Genomic DNA, 15,707 nt, shown 5'->3' with positions numbered 1-15,707 from the left:
ACAGTGATGCGCAAATTTAGCCCCAAAAGCAAAGGCTGGGGTCAGACCCGGCGGGTCTGACCCCGGATTTAAACATAGTGGCGTCGGCTGAACGCGCGCGCAAAGTCCAGCAAGTCCTCGTAACGCTCGACGGCGTGGATGTCCCAGCCCTGTTCGCGGCGCGCGCGCTTTAAATCGTCATAGGTTTTCTGCAACCACTTGTTAGCCGCCGCGCCCTCCCATTCGCGCTCCAGGTTGAGGGCCATGGTGCCGCCCGCGCCGCCCTGGGCCAGCGCTTTCGCCGAGATATCCCAGCCGCTGTTGCCCAGTTCATCCTGGTCGAACATGGTGGTGATGCCGTCGTCGGAAATCATCAAAATGTGCGCGGGGCGTTCGCGTTTGGCCGCATACGTCTGGCGCAGGCGGTGGATGGGGAAGCAGGTGCCGCCGCCGAAAAATTCCGTCAGCACGCCCAGGATCATATCTTCATCGCGCACGAAACCCGGCGTTTGCATCACTTCGTTCTTGCCGCTCCACAGGGTCACCTGCACTTTCGCGCCCGCGCGCAAGGCCGATAGCGCGATGACGGCGCCAGCCAGGGTCAAAAACGAGGTGTGCGCCTGCGGGTTCGGCATGGAACCGGAACTGTCCACGTACATGTCGAGGTCGACGGGCACGGCGTCGATCGCGCGCGCCGGTTCGCGGCCATACACGCGGCGCACGGTGGTCACGCCCGGCACGGGGCGCGGCGACTGCATCACCGATTGCAGCCAGTCGATGTCTTCCAACGGGTCGCCGATTTCCCACGGCTCCAGCCCTTCCATCTGCGGCTCCTGCGACTCGGGCGCGGGGCGGCTGGGAAACGCCACCAGGTGCGGCAAGGCCCGCTCGCGGTAGTAGCGGATGGCGATTTCATGGTCGCTCAGGTTCACGCCCGACGCCTTTAGAATGTCGCCCAGCTCGAACGGTTCGCGCAGCTGGCCGCCGCCCTGCCTGGCCGGCGCATCGGCTGCAGGTTCCTCGCCTTCGAGGCCCGAGATGCGCTTGTCATGCACGGGATGGATGGCGCCGTCCTCCTCGTCATCCTCAATCTGCTGCGCGCCATACGTCTGGCAGCCACGCGCCGCATCGCGCGTATCGAGCAGATAGCGGCTCGGGCTCAGAGCGTCCGTGTCTTCCACCAGATAGGGCAGCAGCAAGGTGGCGAAGCGGCCCGCCGCCAGCATCCAGTCGTTCGCGTAGACGCGGATCAGGCGCGCGCCCAGCCAGGCATCCGTGTCCAGGCGCTCATCGGCCTGGCCGCCTCCCAATTCACCCTTTTCCAGCTGCCACAGGTTTTCATAGATGCGCATGTACAGGGTCCATACGCCGCCGCTTTTGGCGTCAGCTTGCGCAGAACGTCCCTGCTCCAGTTTGCGGTAGATGTCGGCCATGCGCAGGTTCGCCTGGCGCTGCAAGCGGTCGTTGATGAACAGGTCCGTGTACAGGTTGGCCACCATGGGCGCGTGCTGTTCCAGGGTCGGCAAGGCGCGGCGCATGCGGGCCAGCAGGCGGAACTGGTCGCTTGCGCTGCCAGGCGCGAGGATGTGGTGACCGATTTCATGGGCAAGCACTTCCAGCGCATAGTCGTCCAGGCCCAGCTCCGTCACCAGCGGCAAGTCCACTACCACGCTCTGGTCCAGTAAACGGATCATGGCGAAGCTGCCGGACAAGCCCTGCTTGCTGGCCTCGACGCGGCTAGCGCACAGGCTGGGGTCGCGCAAGCGCGTAAATTTGCTCCACACGGCCAGGGCCTCTGGCCAGGCGGCACGCCAGGCGTCGATCAGCGCGGTGTCGGCGGTCGTCTTCATGCCAGCGGCAGCAGGCGGATCGCGTGCGTCCACGGCGACGTGATGGCGAGCGTATGCGCATTCGCGGCAAGAGCGATGTCGCCAGCGGGCAGATCGAGCGCGATGCTGCGCGCACCGATATGCACGGTGGCCCCATCGAGGCGCACGGACGATGGCATGCCGGTATTGGCCTGCTCATACTCCTGCGCCGTGGCGCTGTGGAGCACGGCGCCATAGGCATCGGCCACCAGCAGGTAATGGCGCTCGGCGCTGCGCACGACAAAACCGTCGTTTGTTGCACGCACTTGCGGCGGCGTGCCGAAATCGCCACCGAGGCCGCTGAAGCTGCCGAACTCCCTGCCCTCGGCATTGCCGCGCCAGGGATAGTCCAGCAACTGCGCCCGCACCTGCGGCCATTGCGCGCCCGGTTCGTCAAAGGCGGCCAGCGCCAGCGCCGGCGGCAAGGTGTCGGCGGCGGCCAGCGCGCCCTGGCGGAAATGCGCGACGCCGGCGCGCCAGGCCAGCACCTGGCCCACGGCGCGCAGCTGCGCGACGCTGCCGACTTGCGGCGCCACGGCGGTCAGTTCGCGCTGCCACTGCGCGGGCCGCGCGCCCGCCACAGAGGCTATGTGGATGGCGGCGTTGCTGAGCATGCCCAGCACGTCGACGGGGGCCGTCGCCAGCAGCGGCGAAAACCGCGGCGCCAGTTCGCGCCACACGGTATTCAAGAACGGGTTTTTCGCCGCCGGTCCGGCCAGGCCATGACCCACCAGTTCCAGTGCCATGTCGTAGGCGGCCAGGGTGACGCCGCCCACGCGCTCGGGTGCGGCAGCGGACACTGCCAGCACCAGCGGGTCGACGCCGTCGTGCAGGAAGGCGCCGAAGGCGGCCATGTCGAGCGCGGGAAAACGCCGGCGCGCTTCGGCCGCGCGCGCATTGAACTGGGCGCGGCCGCTGGCGAGTATCGAGGCAAAGGCGGGAGAAATCATCGCGGCCCGTCAGTCGCTGTGCGAAAAATGCAGCAGATAGCGTTCGCCATCGCGCTCGAACGCGATCTCGTCCCAGTGGATCGCGTACCACATTGGTGGCGTCATCGTCACGGCATGCAGGGAAAACCCGCCCAGCGCGTCGTCGAGCGACTCGAGGAAAGCGGCCACCAGCTGCGGGCGAAAGCGCCCGGGGGGCGCCGCCTGCATGTGCCGCGACGAGAAAAGCCAGCGCTGGCATACCTGTTCCAGCTGCGTACGCCCGCACGGCGCCACCTTGATGTGCCACAGGGCGGCCGGCAAGTCGCGCGCGGGTGCGATAACGTGCAAGGCATAATCTTCCACGCGCAAGCCCAGCGCCGTGGCGAGATCGGGCGCATCGGGCAGGCGCTGCAACTCGTAGCTGGCGCACAGGTCGCTCGCTTCGCTATTCAGCAGGGCCAGCGCTTCCAGGAAGCCTTGACAACGCAGGACGCTCATTGCGAACGCAGCCAGCTGCGGTAGTTGGTGTAGCGCTGGTGCAGGTATTTGAGCTTCAACAGGTCGTCGTACAGAGGACCATACAGTTTTCTCCCCTTCGTGCGTTCGGCGATCAGCTTTTCGATGCGGTTCAAACGCGCCAGGGTCTCGCGTTCGCTGACGCCGTCGAGGCCCAGGTCGAATTCGGCCGACAGCACGCCGACAGGATCGTCGCGGTCCAGGTCCAGGCGGTTGAATTCATCGTTCGACAGGTCGAACAAACGGCGCAGCCAGCCCAGCCTGTCGCTGCGGTAGGCGGCGTTTTCCGGCAGCGCGAAAAATGGCGCGTCCGGGTCCGGCTGCAGCTTGTTATGCAGGACGAATGGCAGCACCTGGCGCAAGTCTTCCAGCTCCACTTCGCCATTGCCGCGGAAATACGCCATGGCCTTGGCGTAGATCATGAGCGCCATCAGGGTGCGCACGGAGATGCCGTTCAGGGTCTGGCAGCCGAGGTCCTTTAGGCGGTCGCGCCCATTGTCGGCCGCCTGCGCCTGCCCCCGGTCGGCGCCGGCCAAACGGGCCGTATCCTTGGTCATGTATTCGAACTGGCCGCCGGCCGTCTCGAACAGCTCGAACTGGCTGGCGAAAAATTCCAGACGGCGGCGCACGGCGTCGGGGATGCCCACCTGGCGGATCGCCTCGCCGATCTGGTCAACTTCCCCTTCCGTGAAGATGATATCGGGCGGCACCAGCTCTTCGGGGCGCACGTTTTCTTCCACACGCAGCAGCAACTCGTTCAGGAAGCGCGGATTGAAGGCGAGCGCCTGCACCGTCACGTCGACCCGGTCGCGCAGCGCTTCGATCACCTGGTAGGTGCCGCCGCCCTGGTCGTCGTTGGCCGTCAGATACCAGGCCGCTTCCGGGCACTCATAAATATGGTTCAGCACTTCCGCGTAATTGTCGCCCATGACGGTGAGCAGCGCGCTTTGCGTGCGCGTGGGAATGCGGTTGTATTCATCGACGATTTTCACGCGCATGCCCAGCCAGGCGCGCCAGGCGATGCGGATATCGTCCATGCTTTGCGCGTTGACCAGGTCGGCGGGCAGCGGATTGCCCAGCAAATCGGCCACCGTCATCTGCGGGTGTCCATGCTGCATGGCCCGTTTGACTTCCTTGACGGTGGAGCCGGCCAGCACGCCCATCAGCAAGGCGCTGGCCGTCTTGCCCCGCCCCGGTCCGCCGACGAACAGGCATTTGCGGCGCGTGGCAAACGTCAGCAGCGGCAACAGGATGAAACTGGAATAGCTTTGCGCCGACGGCAGATTCAGGGTGCGGCGGCTGTCGCCCACGGAATACGTCTGCGACGGGCCATCGTTGTACTCGATGTCGTAATGGGGACTGATGATGGCGTGGTTGACGATCCAGAAATACGCCTGGCGCAGCTTTTCATCGAAGGGCCGCGCTTGCGCCTCGCCCTCCGCTCCCAGCGCGATGGGCCCCTGGTACAGGTCCGCCACGTCGAACTGCCGCGCAACGGGCGCGGACTTGGGCTTGGTGGGGGCCTGGGACAGGCGCTGGAACAGATTAAAAGACGGCATGGCAATACTCTTCCGTTAAGGAAATGAAATTATTGCACAAGCCGCCTGCAAATACCGGTTCGGATGAAAGCGGATTAGCCCGCCATCGGCGTAGCCAGAAACACCGGCTGCCGCTCGGCCAGCGCCGTCAGCGCGGCCACGGCCGGATAGTCGCCGGCCGCCATCACGTCGGGTACCATCTGCTGAGCGAAACTCCAGGCCACCGCAATGGTGATGCCGGCAATACTCAGGCAGTCCGGCGCCTCTTCGCGCAGTGACGCTTCCAGCTGCCGCCACGCCCCATGCAACTGCAGCTGGACGCGGTCCAGCCAGGGCTGATGCTGTTTTTCCTGCGGGCGCAAGCGCCGCTCATAGACGATCTGCACGGCTTTGTCGCAGGCCGCCAAAGCATAGCTGGTCTGGCACAGCGCGCGCAGGCGTGCAGGCTCCGGCTCAGGCCTGATGCGGGGAGCATGCGCGGCCAGCTCCTCCAGATACGCGAGGATCAGGGTCGAGTCCATCAGCACCTGGCCGTCGCCGGTGACCAGGGTCGGCACTTTGACGGCAGGATTGATGGCTTGTACCTGGTCGAAATCGGAAAACACCGACAAGGGCCGGTGTTCATGTTCCAGACCCAGCACTTTCATGCCGATGGCAACGCGCCTGACGTAAGGCGAATCGAGCATTCCGATCAATATCATGGTTTTCTCCTCTCCAGCTGATGAATAAACGCGATCACTTGTGCCGCGACGGCCGCTGGCGCATCTTCCATCAGGAAGTGCCCGGCCTCGTCAAACAGGTGCAAGGTGGCGCCGGGAATATCGCGCTGCAGGCGATGGCCATAAGCCACCGGCTGCCACTCGTCCTGCCGGCCCCATAATACCTGTACCGGCACGGTTAACTGCGGCAGTTTTTCGGCAAAGTCCATCGTATGGCAGGCGTTATAGTGCGCCACCTGGTGCTGGTAAAACGAGGGCTGCCCCACCACGCCGCACAGCGGCTCCAGGTAACATCGCAAAAGCTCGCCCTGCATCCTGTCCTTGTGAAAAACGGCCATGCCCAACTGGCGCGCCATCGTGGCGCGATGCTCGCTGGCCGGCGTCAAAGCATACCGGGCGAAGTCATCGCGCAGATGCTTCCAGGTGGGCGACGGCCAGGAATCGTAGCTGGGCGCGTCGGCGATGCTCAAGCTGCGCAGGCGCGCCGCGTGGTCGAACGCCAGGCGCAGCGCAATGGCGCCGCCGATATCGTGGCCGAACACATGGGTGGTCGGCAGTTGCCAGTGGTCGAGCAAGGCCGCCAGCAAGGTCACCTGCGCCGCTACGGAGGTATCGGCCTCGACGGGCCGCTCGGATCGTCCAAAGCCCAGCAAGTCATACAGGTGCACGTGGAAACCGGCATCGACGAACAGCGGCACCAGTTCGCGCCAGATAATGCTGTGCGCCGGCGTGCCATGCACCAGCACCAGCGGCGTGCCTACGCCATGGATACCGGTGGCGATACGCTGGCCGTGGATCAGGGCGTGGCCATTCAACAGCGGTTCTTGACTCGTCATCAGATGTCCTTTTGTTTGCAGAACCTGCAGGCTAAGGCTAGACTGAACATGACGCCAGCGACATTCTTTTAACCCTCAATCCAACTTTTGTCATAGCCCATGAATTTACGTCTATCCGTCGACGCCCTGCGTGTGTTCAGGGCCGTGGTACATACCGGCAGCATGAGCCAAGCCGCCAGCTTGCTTCATCTGAGCCAGTCGGCCGTCAGCTGGAAAATCAAGCGGCTGGAGCAGCAGCTCGATTGCCAGCTGCTGGCGCGCAGCGGCGGGCTGTTTGGCACGACCGACCAGGGAGCCGTGCTGCTGCGGCATGCGCTCAACATACTCGACGCCCACGATGACGCCGTCGCCCATTTTTCGCCATCGGCGATGCAAGGCCGGCTGCGCATCGGCGTGACGGAGCAGATTTCATTGGCGGACGTGTGCGCGGTGCTGTCGCAGTTCTCGCATCACCACCCCAAGGTCGATGTGCAGCTGGTGGTGGAGCAAAGCCAGGTATTGCGCGAACGCTTTGCCGACGGCGTGCTCGATGTGATTTTGCACCAGGATTTTGCCGGCAAGGCGGCGCCGGGCGACACGCTGTTATGGACAGAAACGCTGCATTGGTGCGCCGCCACGGCAGAGCAGGCTTTGCCGGGAGAGACCGTCAAGCTGATCACCTACGGGCCGCACTGCTTTTACCGCCGGCTGGCCGAGGAAAAGCTGGGCCAGGCCGGCATGGCCTGGAGCGTGGGCCTGGAATGCCCATCGGTGGCGGGCATGCTGACCGCGGTTGCCGCCGGCCTGGGCATGGCGGTGGTCAATGCACGCAAGCTGGGCCAGGGCGTGCACCGGCACGCGGCACTGGAACGGCTGGCACCGCTGCCCCGCGTCGACAGCCTGCTGCGGGCCAATGACAACCTGCCCGACCCTGTGCGCGACGGTTTTTGCCAGTTGCTGCTGGCGGCATTGCGGAAAGCCTGATGGCTCCCGTCGCTAACGATACAGGCAGTTGGGGCTCCAGCTCTTTCCCCGGCTGCATGCTCATCCTTGCTGGACGATGGGCGCTGGCGTCTCGGCGCGCCAGCGCCACCAGCCCAGCGCCACGCACGCTACCAGCAAGGCCAGCAAGCCCGCCACTTCATGGCGGATTTCATACAGCGAGGCGCCCATCTGGTTGAGCGCGACAAAGCCCTGGATGCCGGCCGTCGATGGCAGCAGCCAGCGCAGCCATTGCAGCACGACGGGCATGGACGACACGGGCCAGGTCAGCCCCGCCAGGAACAGCACGGGCATCGAGGTGGCGATCATCAGCTGCGTGCCCCGTTCGCGCGTGCGGAACAACATGCCCAGCAGCATGCCGAAGGCCGCTTCCGCCAGCGAAAACAGCACCAGCAGCAAGAGCATGCCGCCGAAGTTGCCGCCACGGGGATAATCCTGGAACCAGAAAACAAAGCCGAAGAAATAGCAGCAGTTAAGGAACGCCACGCAGGCAAACGCCAGCAGCATGCCCGCATAGCCGCCCGCCGTGCGCTTGCCAGCCACGGGGAAACTCTTGCGCTGGTACCAGGTGCCGAACAGCATGGTCATGCCGATCAGCAAAGTTTGCTGCACGATTAAGGTGGCCACGCCCGGCACGACATAGGCGCCATAGCCTTCCTTGACGTTAAACAGGGGCACGGCATCGAAGGCGATGGGCGAGCGCTGCTGGTTGGCCTGCACGGTCGATGGCGTGCCCGCGCCCAAACGCTTGAGCTCAATACCGGCCGACACCGTGCCCACCACTTCGGCCAGGCCATTCAAGGCTACCTTGTTGAGCATCAGGTACAAGCCGTTGCCCGCCACTTGCGCGTGGGCCGCGCGGCCGGCCAGCACGTCCGTCTGCAAGCCGCCGGGAATGATCAGCACGCCCATGACCTCATCGCGCCACAGCAAGTCCTGCGCGACGGGCAGGTCCGGCGTGACGGCGATCACTTGCAGCGACGGGTGGGCCATGGCAAAGCGCGTCAGCTGGCGCGACATGGCGCTGCGGTCCTGGTCGACGACGGCCACGGGCACGCGCTGGACGATTTCCGTCGAGTACGGCAAGGGGTAAAAGAAGGAATAGATGATGCCGCCGATGAACAGCAAGGTCAGTGCGCCCTTGTCCGTCAGCATGGCGCGCCAGGTGGAGAGGAAGGATTGCCACATCATGCGCGCCCCCAGGCGGCAGGCGCATTTGCGCGGCGCGCCAGCAGGAACACGCCCACGGCGCCGCAGCCGATGGCAAAGCCCGCCAGGATCAGCATTTCCTGCACGCCATAACGCCACGGCGCGCCGGCCAGCCAGTATTTCGTTTGCAGCTGCAGATAATGCGTGAGCGGCAAGGCTTCCGCCCAGGCGCGGGCCGGTGCCGGCATGGCCATCAAGGGAAAGGCCTGGCCCGCAAACGCGAAGGCCGGCGCCGTGATGAAGGCCGCGCCCGACAGGGCCAGACGCAGGGACAAGGTGGCGCCGATCAGCAAGGTGGCCAGGCCGCAGTAGGCCAGCACCAGCAGCAGCATGCTCAGTAGTAAGGCCGGCAAGCTGCCCGCCACGGCCCAGCCCCGCGCCAGGCTGAAGAACAGCAAGTACAGCAGCGCCAGCGCGCAGTAGGCGATGAGGGGAAACAGCAGCTTGGCGCCGATGGCGCGCAGCCAGCTGCCCTTGGCCGTAGCCAGCCATTGCGGCACCGTGCCGTCGCGCAACTCGCGTCCTATGCTCGTGACGACGGCGACGACGATGAAAATCTGCAGCATGGCCGGCATCAGGGCCAGGGTCAGGAACGCTTCATAGCTGATGTTCTCGTTGTATAAACTGTTCAAGGTCGTGCGGATCGGTTCGAACTGGGCGGCAGCCTGCACGCCCGACATGCCTTTTTTGGCGCGCGCCGTCATCTCGATGCCGGCCGACAAGGTCGTGCTGACCGTGCGCACGTCACGCAGCAAGGCGCCCGCGTGCGAGGAAAATTGCGCGTTGTACAGCCATTGCACGGTGGCTTGGCGGCCGCCCAGCAGTTTCTGCTCGAAATCGTCGGGGATCAGCAGGTAGCCGAACGCCGTGCGCTCGCGCAGGCGATGCAAGGCTTCGTCGCTGGACGCCACTTTCGCCGCCACCTCGATGCCGGGCGAGGCGTCTAGCCAGCGCGTGAGCTGGCGCGACAAGGTGGAATTATCGTTATCGATGACGACGATGGGCAAGTCGCGCGCAATGCCGGCGGAAAACACCAGCCACAACATGCCGCACAGCACGACCGGAATCCAGCTGAGCATGCCAAAGTCCCAGAAGTCGCCGCGCAAGCGCCGCCACTCGCGTGCCAGCGCCGAAACCGGCTCTTTATCCGCTTCGTTCATCTAGTATCAGAGCGGTGGAAAGACGACCGACATGCCCGGGCGCAAACCCTCGACCTTGATGGCGGGACGCAAGCGGATTTCAAACGTGCGCAAATCCGTGCCGCCCGGACGTGCCGCGCGCCACGTGGCGAAGTCCGGCAGCACCGCCACGGAACTGACCTTGAAGCTGACCTGCTGTTTCAAGGCCGGCACATTGGCCGTGTGCGTACTTCCCATGGCAAACGCGGCCATTTCATCTTCGCGCACTTGCAGCACGGCCCAGGCGTCATCGAGGTTCACGAGGGTGATCACGGGGAAACCTTGCGGTGCCAGTTCGCCCGGCTGTATCTGGATCTTGCTGACCTGCCCCGCCACAGGCGCGGCGATCTTCGTTTCGGCCAGGGCGATCTGCGCTTCCGTCAGCACGGCGCCCACCTGGCGCGCCTGGGCGGCGGCGGCCGTCTTGTCTTCCGGACGGGCACCCTTTTGCGCCATGTCGTATTGCGCGCGGGCTGCTTGCGCCAGTTGGTCGGCGGCGCGCCATTGGGCTTGCGCCTCGTCGCGTTTCTGCAGGGCGATCACGCCTTGTTCGTACATATTGTTGACGCGGGTGTACGTGGTCTTGGCGATGGTCGCCCCCGTCTGGGCCCGCTCCCAGTTGGCTTTGGCGGCTGCGACTTCTTCCGGACGCGCACCGGCTTGCGCCTTTTGCGCCACGGCCTCGGCCGCTTGCGTGGCCGCCGTCGCTTGCGCGATCTTCGCATCCACTTCCGGACTCGTCAGCTGAAACAATATCTGGCCTTTCGGCACGGTCTGGCCCAGCTTGACGTACAGCTCGCCCACCCGGCCCGGCACTTTCGACGAGACATTGACTTCCTGCGCATCCATCTGTCCCTGCAAAGGCAGGCGCTGCGGCTGGAATGCCTGGTACAAGCCCCAGCCGACGAAAGCCAAGACAAAGATGACGAGGGCGACGGCGCCGATGGCCAACGGTTTTTTGGAGGTACTCATTATTATTTGTCCACAGGTAATTGGATATCGGCCGCGGCGGCCAGGCTGCCCAGGCGCTGCGTCTCGCCCGTCGCTTCCAGCAATTGCGCCAGCCCCATCACATAGTTATAGGCAGTCTGCGCGCGCTGGGTTTCGACCTTGGCCAGGTTCAGGCGCGCGTCGACCACTTCCAGCGACGTCACTTGCCCTTGCTGGAAGGCCACCGTTTGCAGGCGGATATTTTCGCGCGCCAGTTCCACCGACGAGGCCGTTGACAGATACTGGATGCGGGCGTTTTCCAGCGCGCGCCAGTTCTTTTCGATCAGGGTGGGAATGTCGCGCTCGGCCTGGCGCGCCACCACCTCCACCCGCTCCTGGTCCAGCTTGGCGGCGGCGATCATCTTGCCCGTATTGATGCGGTGCACGAGCGGCACCGACACGACCAGGCCGATGGCCCAGTTCGAGCGCACGAGCTTTTCATTGCCTCGGTTCAAATTGTAGTTACCGATGGCAAACACGGTGGGCGCGTATTCCTTGCCGTGCAGCTTCAAGGCTTGCTCGGCCTGCACGCGCTTGCTGTCGATCTTTTTCCAGTTAGCGTTTTCCCGCATGCCCGTACTGATGAACGATTGCAAGGTGCCGACCGGCAAGCTGTTGACGAACAGCGGCGTGCTGGGCAGCACTTGCGTGTTGACGGCAAGCAAGCGGTCGAGCGCCACCTGGGCGATTTCCTCGTCGCTGCGGGCCTGCGCTTCGTCGCTGCGGGCGCTGTCCAGGGCCACGTCGGCGCGCAGGCGTTCCGCCCGCGAAATCAGGCCGCCCTTTTCCAGCCTGGCCGCGTCGCGCTGGTGCTGCGTCACGCCAGCCGTCACTTCGGCCCGCACGGCCACCACTCTTTTTGCCAGCAGCAACTGGAAATAGCGCTGCGCCACCAGGGTGGCCAGTTGCTCTTCCGCTTCCGTGCGCTCCGCTTGCGCGGCCAGGGTCAGGCTCGATGCAAGGCCCTTGACGGCGTCCAGGCGCCCGCCCGTGTAGATGGGCCACATGCCCAGCAAGCCGAACGACGTCAAATCCGTCACCACTTCACGGTTCAGGGAATTGGGAATATGCGGCGTGGGCAAGCCGGGTATCGCCGGCAGCACGGATTCGATGCCGCCCACCACGCCGGCCAGGCCGCTCGTATCGATATTCAAATCCGTCGACAAACGGCCGCGAAACGCCGTCAAGTCCACGGAAGGGCCGTCGATATTCGACAAGGCTTCCGCCTTGAGTGTTTTTGCGCGCACGTCGAGCGCGGCGCCCTGCACCGTGCCCGAAGCCTTGGCCGCTTGTTGCAGCGCTTCGTTAAAGGTCAGCGGTTCCGCCGCGGCGGGCATGGCCGCGCCCAGCGCGCTGGCCAGCAATAATGATAAGTGTCCTTGCAATCTGCCCATGTAGCGTCCAGTCAATGAATGAGGGGAAAGCACGGGGTTGCCATGTTTATACTTTCACAATAGCAATTATATCTATGGATGTCCATTCCAGCCTGCACTATTGGTTACCGGGACTGGCACATGAAAACGGGCGCCTCTTGCGGGACGCCCGTTGCGATCAAGCCTTTACCAAACTAATTATTTCTTCGCTTTCTTGCCACCCTTCTCTTTTTCCTTTTCAAACACGGCAAAGAACTCGGACGCCATGTTGCGGATGGCGCGGCCGATGTTGGCGTAGTCGTATTCGTTCAGGTTGGCCAGCGACACGCGGCCGGACGGGTGCGTGGTGCCGAAGCCGCGGCCCGGCAACAGGATGACGCCCGTTTCCTCGGCCAGGCGGAACAGCGCTTCGTTCGGTTTGAGCTTTTTCAGCAGCCACTGCGAAAACTCCACGCCATGCATTTGCGCGGCCAGGGACTCCATGTCCAGCAGATGGTAGTAGCGCACGGAATTGGCGTCGTGCACCATCGGCAAGCCCAGTTCGCGGTACAGCGCTTCCTTGCGGCGCAGCACGATGCGCTTCATCGACTGCTTGTACTTTTGCTCTTCATCCATCAGCGAGAACAGGGAGAACAAGGTCATCTGCGCCTGCACGGGCGTGGACAGGCCGGCCGTGTGGTTCAGCGCCACGGTGCGGCTGTCGGCCACCAGGCGGTCGATGAATTTCAGCGCGCGCGGCTCCGTCGTGATCGAGTGATAGCGCACATCGAGCTGCTTCTTGATAGTTTCCGGCAACTTGGCAATCTTGGCGTCGAGCACATTGTCTTCATGCGTGGCCACCACGCCCATGCGCCAGCCCGTCGCGCCGAAGTATTTCGAGAACGAATACACGAGGATGGTGTTGAACGGGCAAATGGCGAACAGCGAGACGAAATTGTCGGCAAAAGTGCCATACACGTCATCGGTCAAAATGATCAGGTCCGGGCGCTTCTTGATGATCTTGGCGATGTATTCCAGGGTCTCGCCATCAATCTTGACGGACGGTGGATTGCTGGGGTTGACGAGGAAGAAGGCCTTGACTTTCGGGTCCAGCAGCTTGTCCAGCTCCTTCTTCGTGAATTGCCAGTTGTTCGATTGCGGCGCATCGATGTGCACGGTGTTCAGCTTGTAGTCGTTCAGCTGTGGAATTTCGATGTACGGCGTGAAGATCGGCATGCCCAGGGCGATCGTGTCGCCTTCCTGGATGATGTGGTTCGATTTCAGGCTGGCAAACAGATACGTCATGGCGGCAGTGCCGCCTTCGACGGCGTACATGTCGAAGTTGCCGACGAACGGATGCTTGCCGATCATTTCGCGGTGGATATACTGGCCGACGATTTTCTCGGACAGGCGCAGCATGCGGTCCGGCACGGGATAGTTACAGCCGAGGATGGCTTCGCACATCTCGTAGAGGAAGTCGCCCGCGCTCAAGCCCAGCTGGTCGCGCACATACGATACGGCCGCCTCGATGAAATGCACGCCCGGGTTGCCTTCATGCTTGCGCACGAAGATTTCAAAACGCGCCTCGATGCCGTCGCGCGTGGGGAAACCGCCCACGTCGTCCATGTACACATAGGAACGTTCCGCTTCCGTCATGGCGAACTGGCCGAACTGGAAGAAGCCGTGACGTGGCGTGGTGGCCAGGAAATTCGGGTTGCCGCGGCCCGCATTGAGCATCAAACGGTTGCTTTGCTTGGCCGTCTGGATCAGCGCATCCTTCAATTCGAATGGGCTCAACAGGGCGAGTTTGCTTGGGTTACTGAAATCCATTTTTGCTACTCCTTATTGACAGACAATGTGCAGGGTTCTTGCAGACTCAGACGAAGGCCACGATCAGCGGCCCCAGCAAGGTCAGGAAAACGTTGGCCAAGGCATACGTGATGGCAAACGGTACGGTGGGAATCGAGTTTTGCGCCGCGTTCAGCACTTCGCCGAACGCGGGATTGGCGCTGCGCGAGCCGGACAAGGCGCCAGCAAACACGGCCACGTTGTCATAACGCAAGATGTAGCGGCCGATCAGCATGGTCAGAATCATCGGCAGGATGGTCACCACCACGCCGACGCCAAACAGGGTCAGGCCATGTTCGCGCACGGTTTGCACGGCTTGCAGGCCGGACGTGAGGCCGACGACGGCAACAAAGCCGGCCAGACCCAGGTCCTTGAGGATTTGCACGGCGCCGCTGGGCATGTAGCCGAACGTCTGGCGCTTGGCACGGAACCAGCCGAATACCAGGCCCGACAGCAGAACGCCGCCGCCGCTGCCCAGTGTCAGCGGAATCGAGCCGATACGCGCCACCAGCAAGCCCACCAGAAGGCCGACGACGAGGCCGGCGCCCATGTAGACGAAGTCCGTCTTGGCGCTCGGCACGATCATATAGCCCACTTCGGCCGCCACGCGCTTGACGTCCTGCTCGGCGCCATAGATGGTCACCACGTCGCCCGTCTGCACGACGGTTTCCGCCTGCATGGGCAGTATCTTGCCCATGCGGCTCAGCTGCACGACAAAGATGCCGTGACGCACGCCCGGCGCCGTCGCGCTGCGGATTTCGCCCACCGTCTTGTTGTGGTAAGCCTTGTTGGTCAGCACCATGTCGCGGCGCTGCATCACCAGTTCCATGCCTTCGACGGCAAGCAATTCCTTGCCCAACTGGGAAGAGACGCTGAGCATGGCTTCGCGCCGGCCCACCAGCAGCACGATATCGTCGGCCGCCAGCACCAGGTCCGGGCTGACGTCAATGATCTGGCCATTGCGTTTCACGCGCTCGATGGTGATGGCCGTGTTCGGATTGGCGCTTTCGATCTCCTCCACGGAGCGCCCGGCACCGGGGCCCACGTCGTAGATGCGGCCGATCAAGTCAGGCGCGGCCGGCGTCTGGCCAGGTCCCAGCACTTGCACGCCCGCTTGCAGCGCCGTTTCCGCCTTGATCGCATCTTCGCGGATGGTACGCCCCATGAGCTTTGGCAAGATGTTGACGCAGACGATGATGGCGCCAAACGAGCCAAACACATACGTCACGGCATAGCCGACGGCCACGTTGCCCTGCAAGCGCGCCACTTCCTCGGCCGCCAGGCCCAGCTTGGTGATCGCGTCGCCGGCCGTGCCGATGATGGCCGACTGCGTCAAGCCGCCCGCCGCCACGCCGGCCGCCAGGCCCTTGTCCAGATCGAACATCTTGGCCAGGATGACCACCGTAATCAGCGACGTCACGGCCAGCACGACGGCCAGGATGATTTCGCGCACGGACTGGCGCCCCAGCGAATTGAAGAATTGCGGCCCGCTTTCATAGCCGACCGCATAAATGAACAGCGCGAACAGCACCGACTTGACGCCAGGATCGATGGCGACGCCTACCTGGCTGACGAGTACCGCCACCAGCAGTGAACCGGCGACCCCGCCCAGCTGAAACGAGCCGAACTTGATCTTGCCGATGTAATAACCCGCTGCCAGGGAGAGAAACAAGGCAATTTCAGGCGACTTCTTGAATAACTCATGCAACCATTCCATGCGGACCGCCTTTCATGTTGAAGGAATTCTTTACTGCTTGTGCTCTT

The 15,707-nt window shown here is 63.6% G+C and carries 13 protein-coding genes; 1 reads left to right on the top strand and 12 read right to left on the bottom strand.

Translation table 11 applies throughout. The annotated features are described in order from the left end of the window. Positions 1–68: 68 nt before the first annotated feature. The 6 genes from VM94_RS11550 to VM94_RS11525 form a co-directional block, all read right to left on the bottom strand. Positions 69–1,829: a vWA domain-containing protein gene (locus VM94_RS11550; RefSeq protein ID WP_046683634.1), complete on the bottom strand. Its 1,761-nt coding sequence runs from the start codon at positions 1,827–1,829 to the stop codon at positions 69–71. Continuing rightward, positions 1,826–2,797, bottom strand: coding sequence for a hypothetical protein (locus tag VM94_RS11545; protein ID WP_046683633.1), 972 nt, complete (start codon positions 2,795–2,797; stop codon positions 1,826–1,828). Before VM94_RS11545 ends, VM94_RS11550 begins: the two co-directional genes overlap by 4 nt. A 9-nt stretch (positions 2,798–2,806) precedes the next feature. Beyond that, positions 2,807–3,274: a hypothetical protein gene (locus VM94_RS11540; RefSeq protein WP_046683632.1), complete on the bottom strand. Its 468-nt coding sequence runs from the start codon at positions 3,272–3,274 to the stop codon at positions 2,807–2,809. Further along, positions 3,271–4,851: an AAA family ATPase gene (locus VM94_RS11535; protein WP_046683631.1), complete on the bottom strand. Its 1,581-nt coding sequence runs from the start codon at positions 4,849–4,851 to the stop codon at positions 3,271–3,273. Before VM94_RS11535 ends, VM94_RS11540 begins: the two co-directional genes overlap by 4 nt. Positions 4,852–4,925: 74 nt before the next feature. After that, complete coding sequence (locus VM94_RS11530) at positions 4,926–5,531, bottom strand: glutathione S-transferase (RefSeq protein WP_046683630.1); 606 nt, start codon at positions 5,529–5,531, stop codon at positions 4,926–4,928. Next, positions 5,528–6,385 (bottom strand): alpha/beta fold hydrolase, encoded by an 858-nt coding sequence (locus tag VM94_RS11525; protein WP_046683629.1) that lies wholly within the window; start codon positions 6,383–6,385, stop codon positions 5,528–5,530. Before VM94_RS11525 ends, VM94_RS11530 begins: the two co-directional genes overlap by 4 nt. Positions 6,386–6,484: 99 nt before the next feature. Between VM94_RS11525 and VM94_RS11520 the strand changes: the two genes are divergently transcribed. Next, complete coding sequence (locus VM94_RS11520; protein WP_046683628.1) at positions 6,485–7,348, top strand: LysR family transcriptional regulator; 864 nt, start codon at positions 6,485–6,487, stop codon at positions 7,346–7,348. 60 nt (positions 7,349–7,408) lie between these two features. Here the strand turns inward: VM94_RS11520 and VM94_RS11515 are convergent, their stop codons facing one another. The 6 genes from VM94_RS11515 to aspT all read right to left on the bottom strand — a co-directional run bounded on the left by VM94_RS11515 (position 7,409) and on the right by aspT (position 15,660). After that, positions 7,409–8,557 carry an ABC transporter permease gene (locus tag VM94_RS11515; RefSeq protein ID WP_046683627.1) on the bottom strand — a complete coding sequence of 383 codons (1,149 nt, stop codon included), beginning with the start codon at positions 8,555–8,557 and terminating at the stop codon, positions 7,409–7,411. Then, positions 8,554–9,735: an ABC transporter permease gene (locus VM94_RS11510; protein WP_046683626.1), complete on the bottom strand. Its 1,182-nt coding sequence runs from the start codon at positions 9,733–9,735 to the stop codon at positions 8,554–8,556. Before VM94_RS11510 ends, VM94_RS11515 begins: the two co-directional genes overlap by 4 nt. 6 nt (positions 9,736–9,741) lie before the next feature. Continuing rightward, positions 9,742–10,725: an HlyD family secretion protein gene (locus tag VM94_RS11505; RefSeq protein WP_052755724.1), complete on the bottom strand. Its 984-nt coding sequence runs from the start codon at positions 10,723–10,725 to the stop codon at positions 9,742–9,744. 2 nt (positions 10,726–10,727) lie between these two features. After that, positions 10,728–12,137 carry a TolC family protein gene (locus VM94_RS11500; protein WP_046683624.1) on the bottom strand — a complete coding sequence of 470 codons (1,410 nt, stop codon included), beginning with the start codon at positions 12,135–12,137 and terminating at the stop codon, positions 10,728–10,730. 177 nt (positions 12,138–12,314) lie between these two features. After that, a complete protein-coding gene (locus tag VM94_RS11495) occupies positions 12,315–13,925 on the bottom strand; it encodes a bifunctional aspartate transaminase/aspartate 4-decarboxylase (protein WP_046683623.1) in 1,611 nt (536 codons plus the stop codon). Between the two features lie 46 nt (positions 13,926–13,971). Beyond that, complete coding sequence (aspT, locus tag VM94_RS11490) at positions 13,972–15,660, bottom strand: aspartate-alanine antiporter (protein ID WP_046683622.1); 1,689 nt, start codon at positions 15,658–15,660, stop codon at positions 13,972–13,974. Positions 15,661–15,707 lie beyond the last annotated feature (47 nt).

It is taken from the genome of Janthinobacterium sp. KBS0711 (assembly GCF_000988085.1).
GTDB classification, from domain to species: domain Bacteria; phylum Pseudomonadota; class Gammaproteobacteria; order Burkholderiales; family Burkholderiaceae_D; genus Janthinobacterium; species Janthinobacterium lividum_E.
The sequence above is the reverse complement of the archived record's forward strand: the minus strand, read 5'-3'. Positions and strand labels throughout refer to the sequence as shown.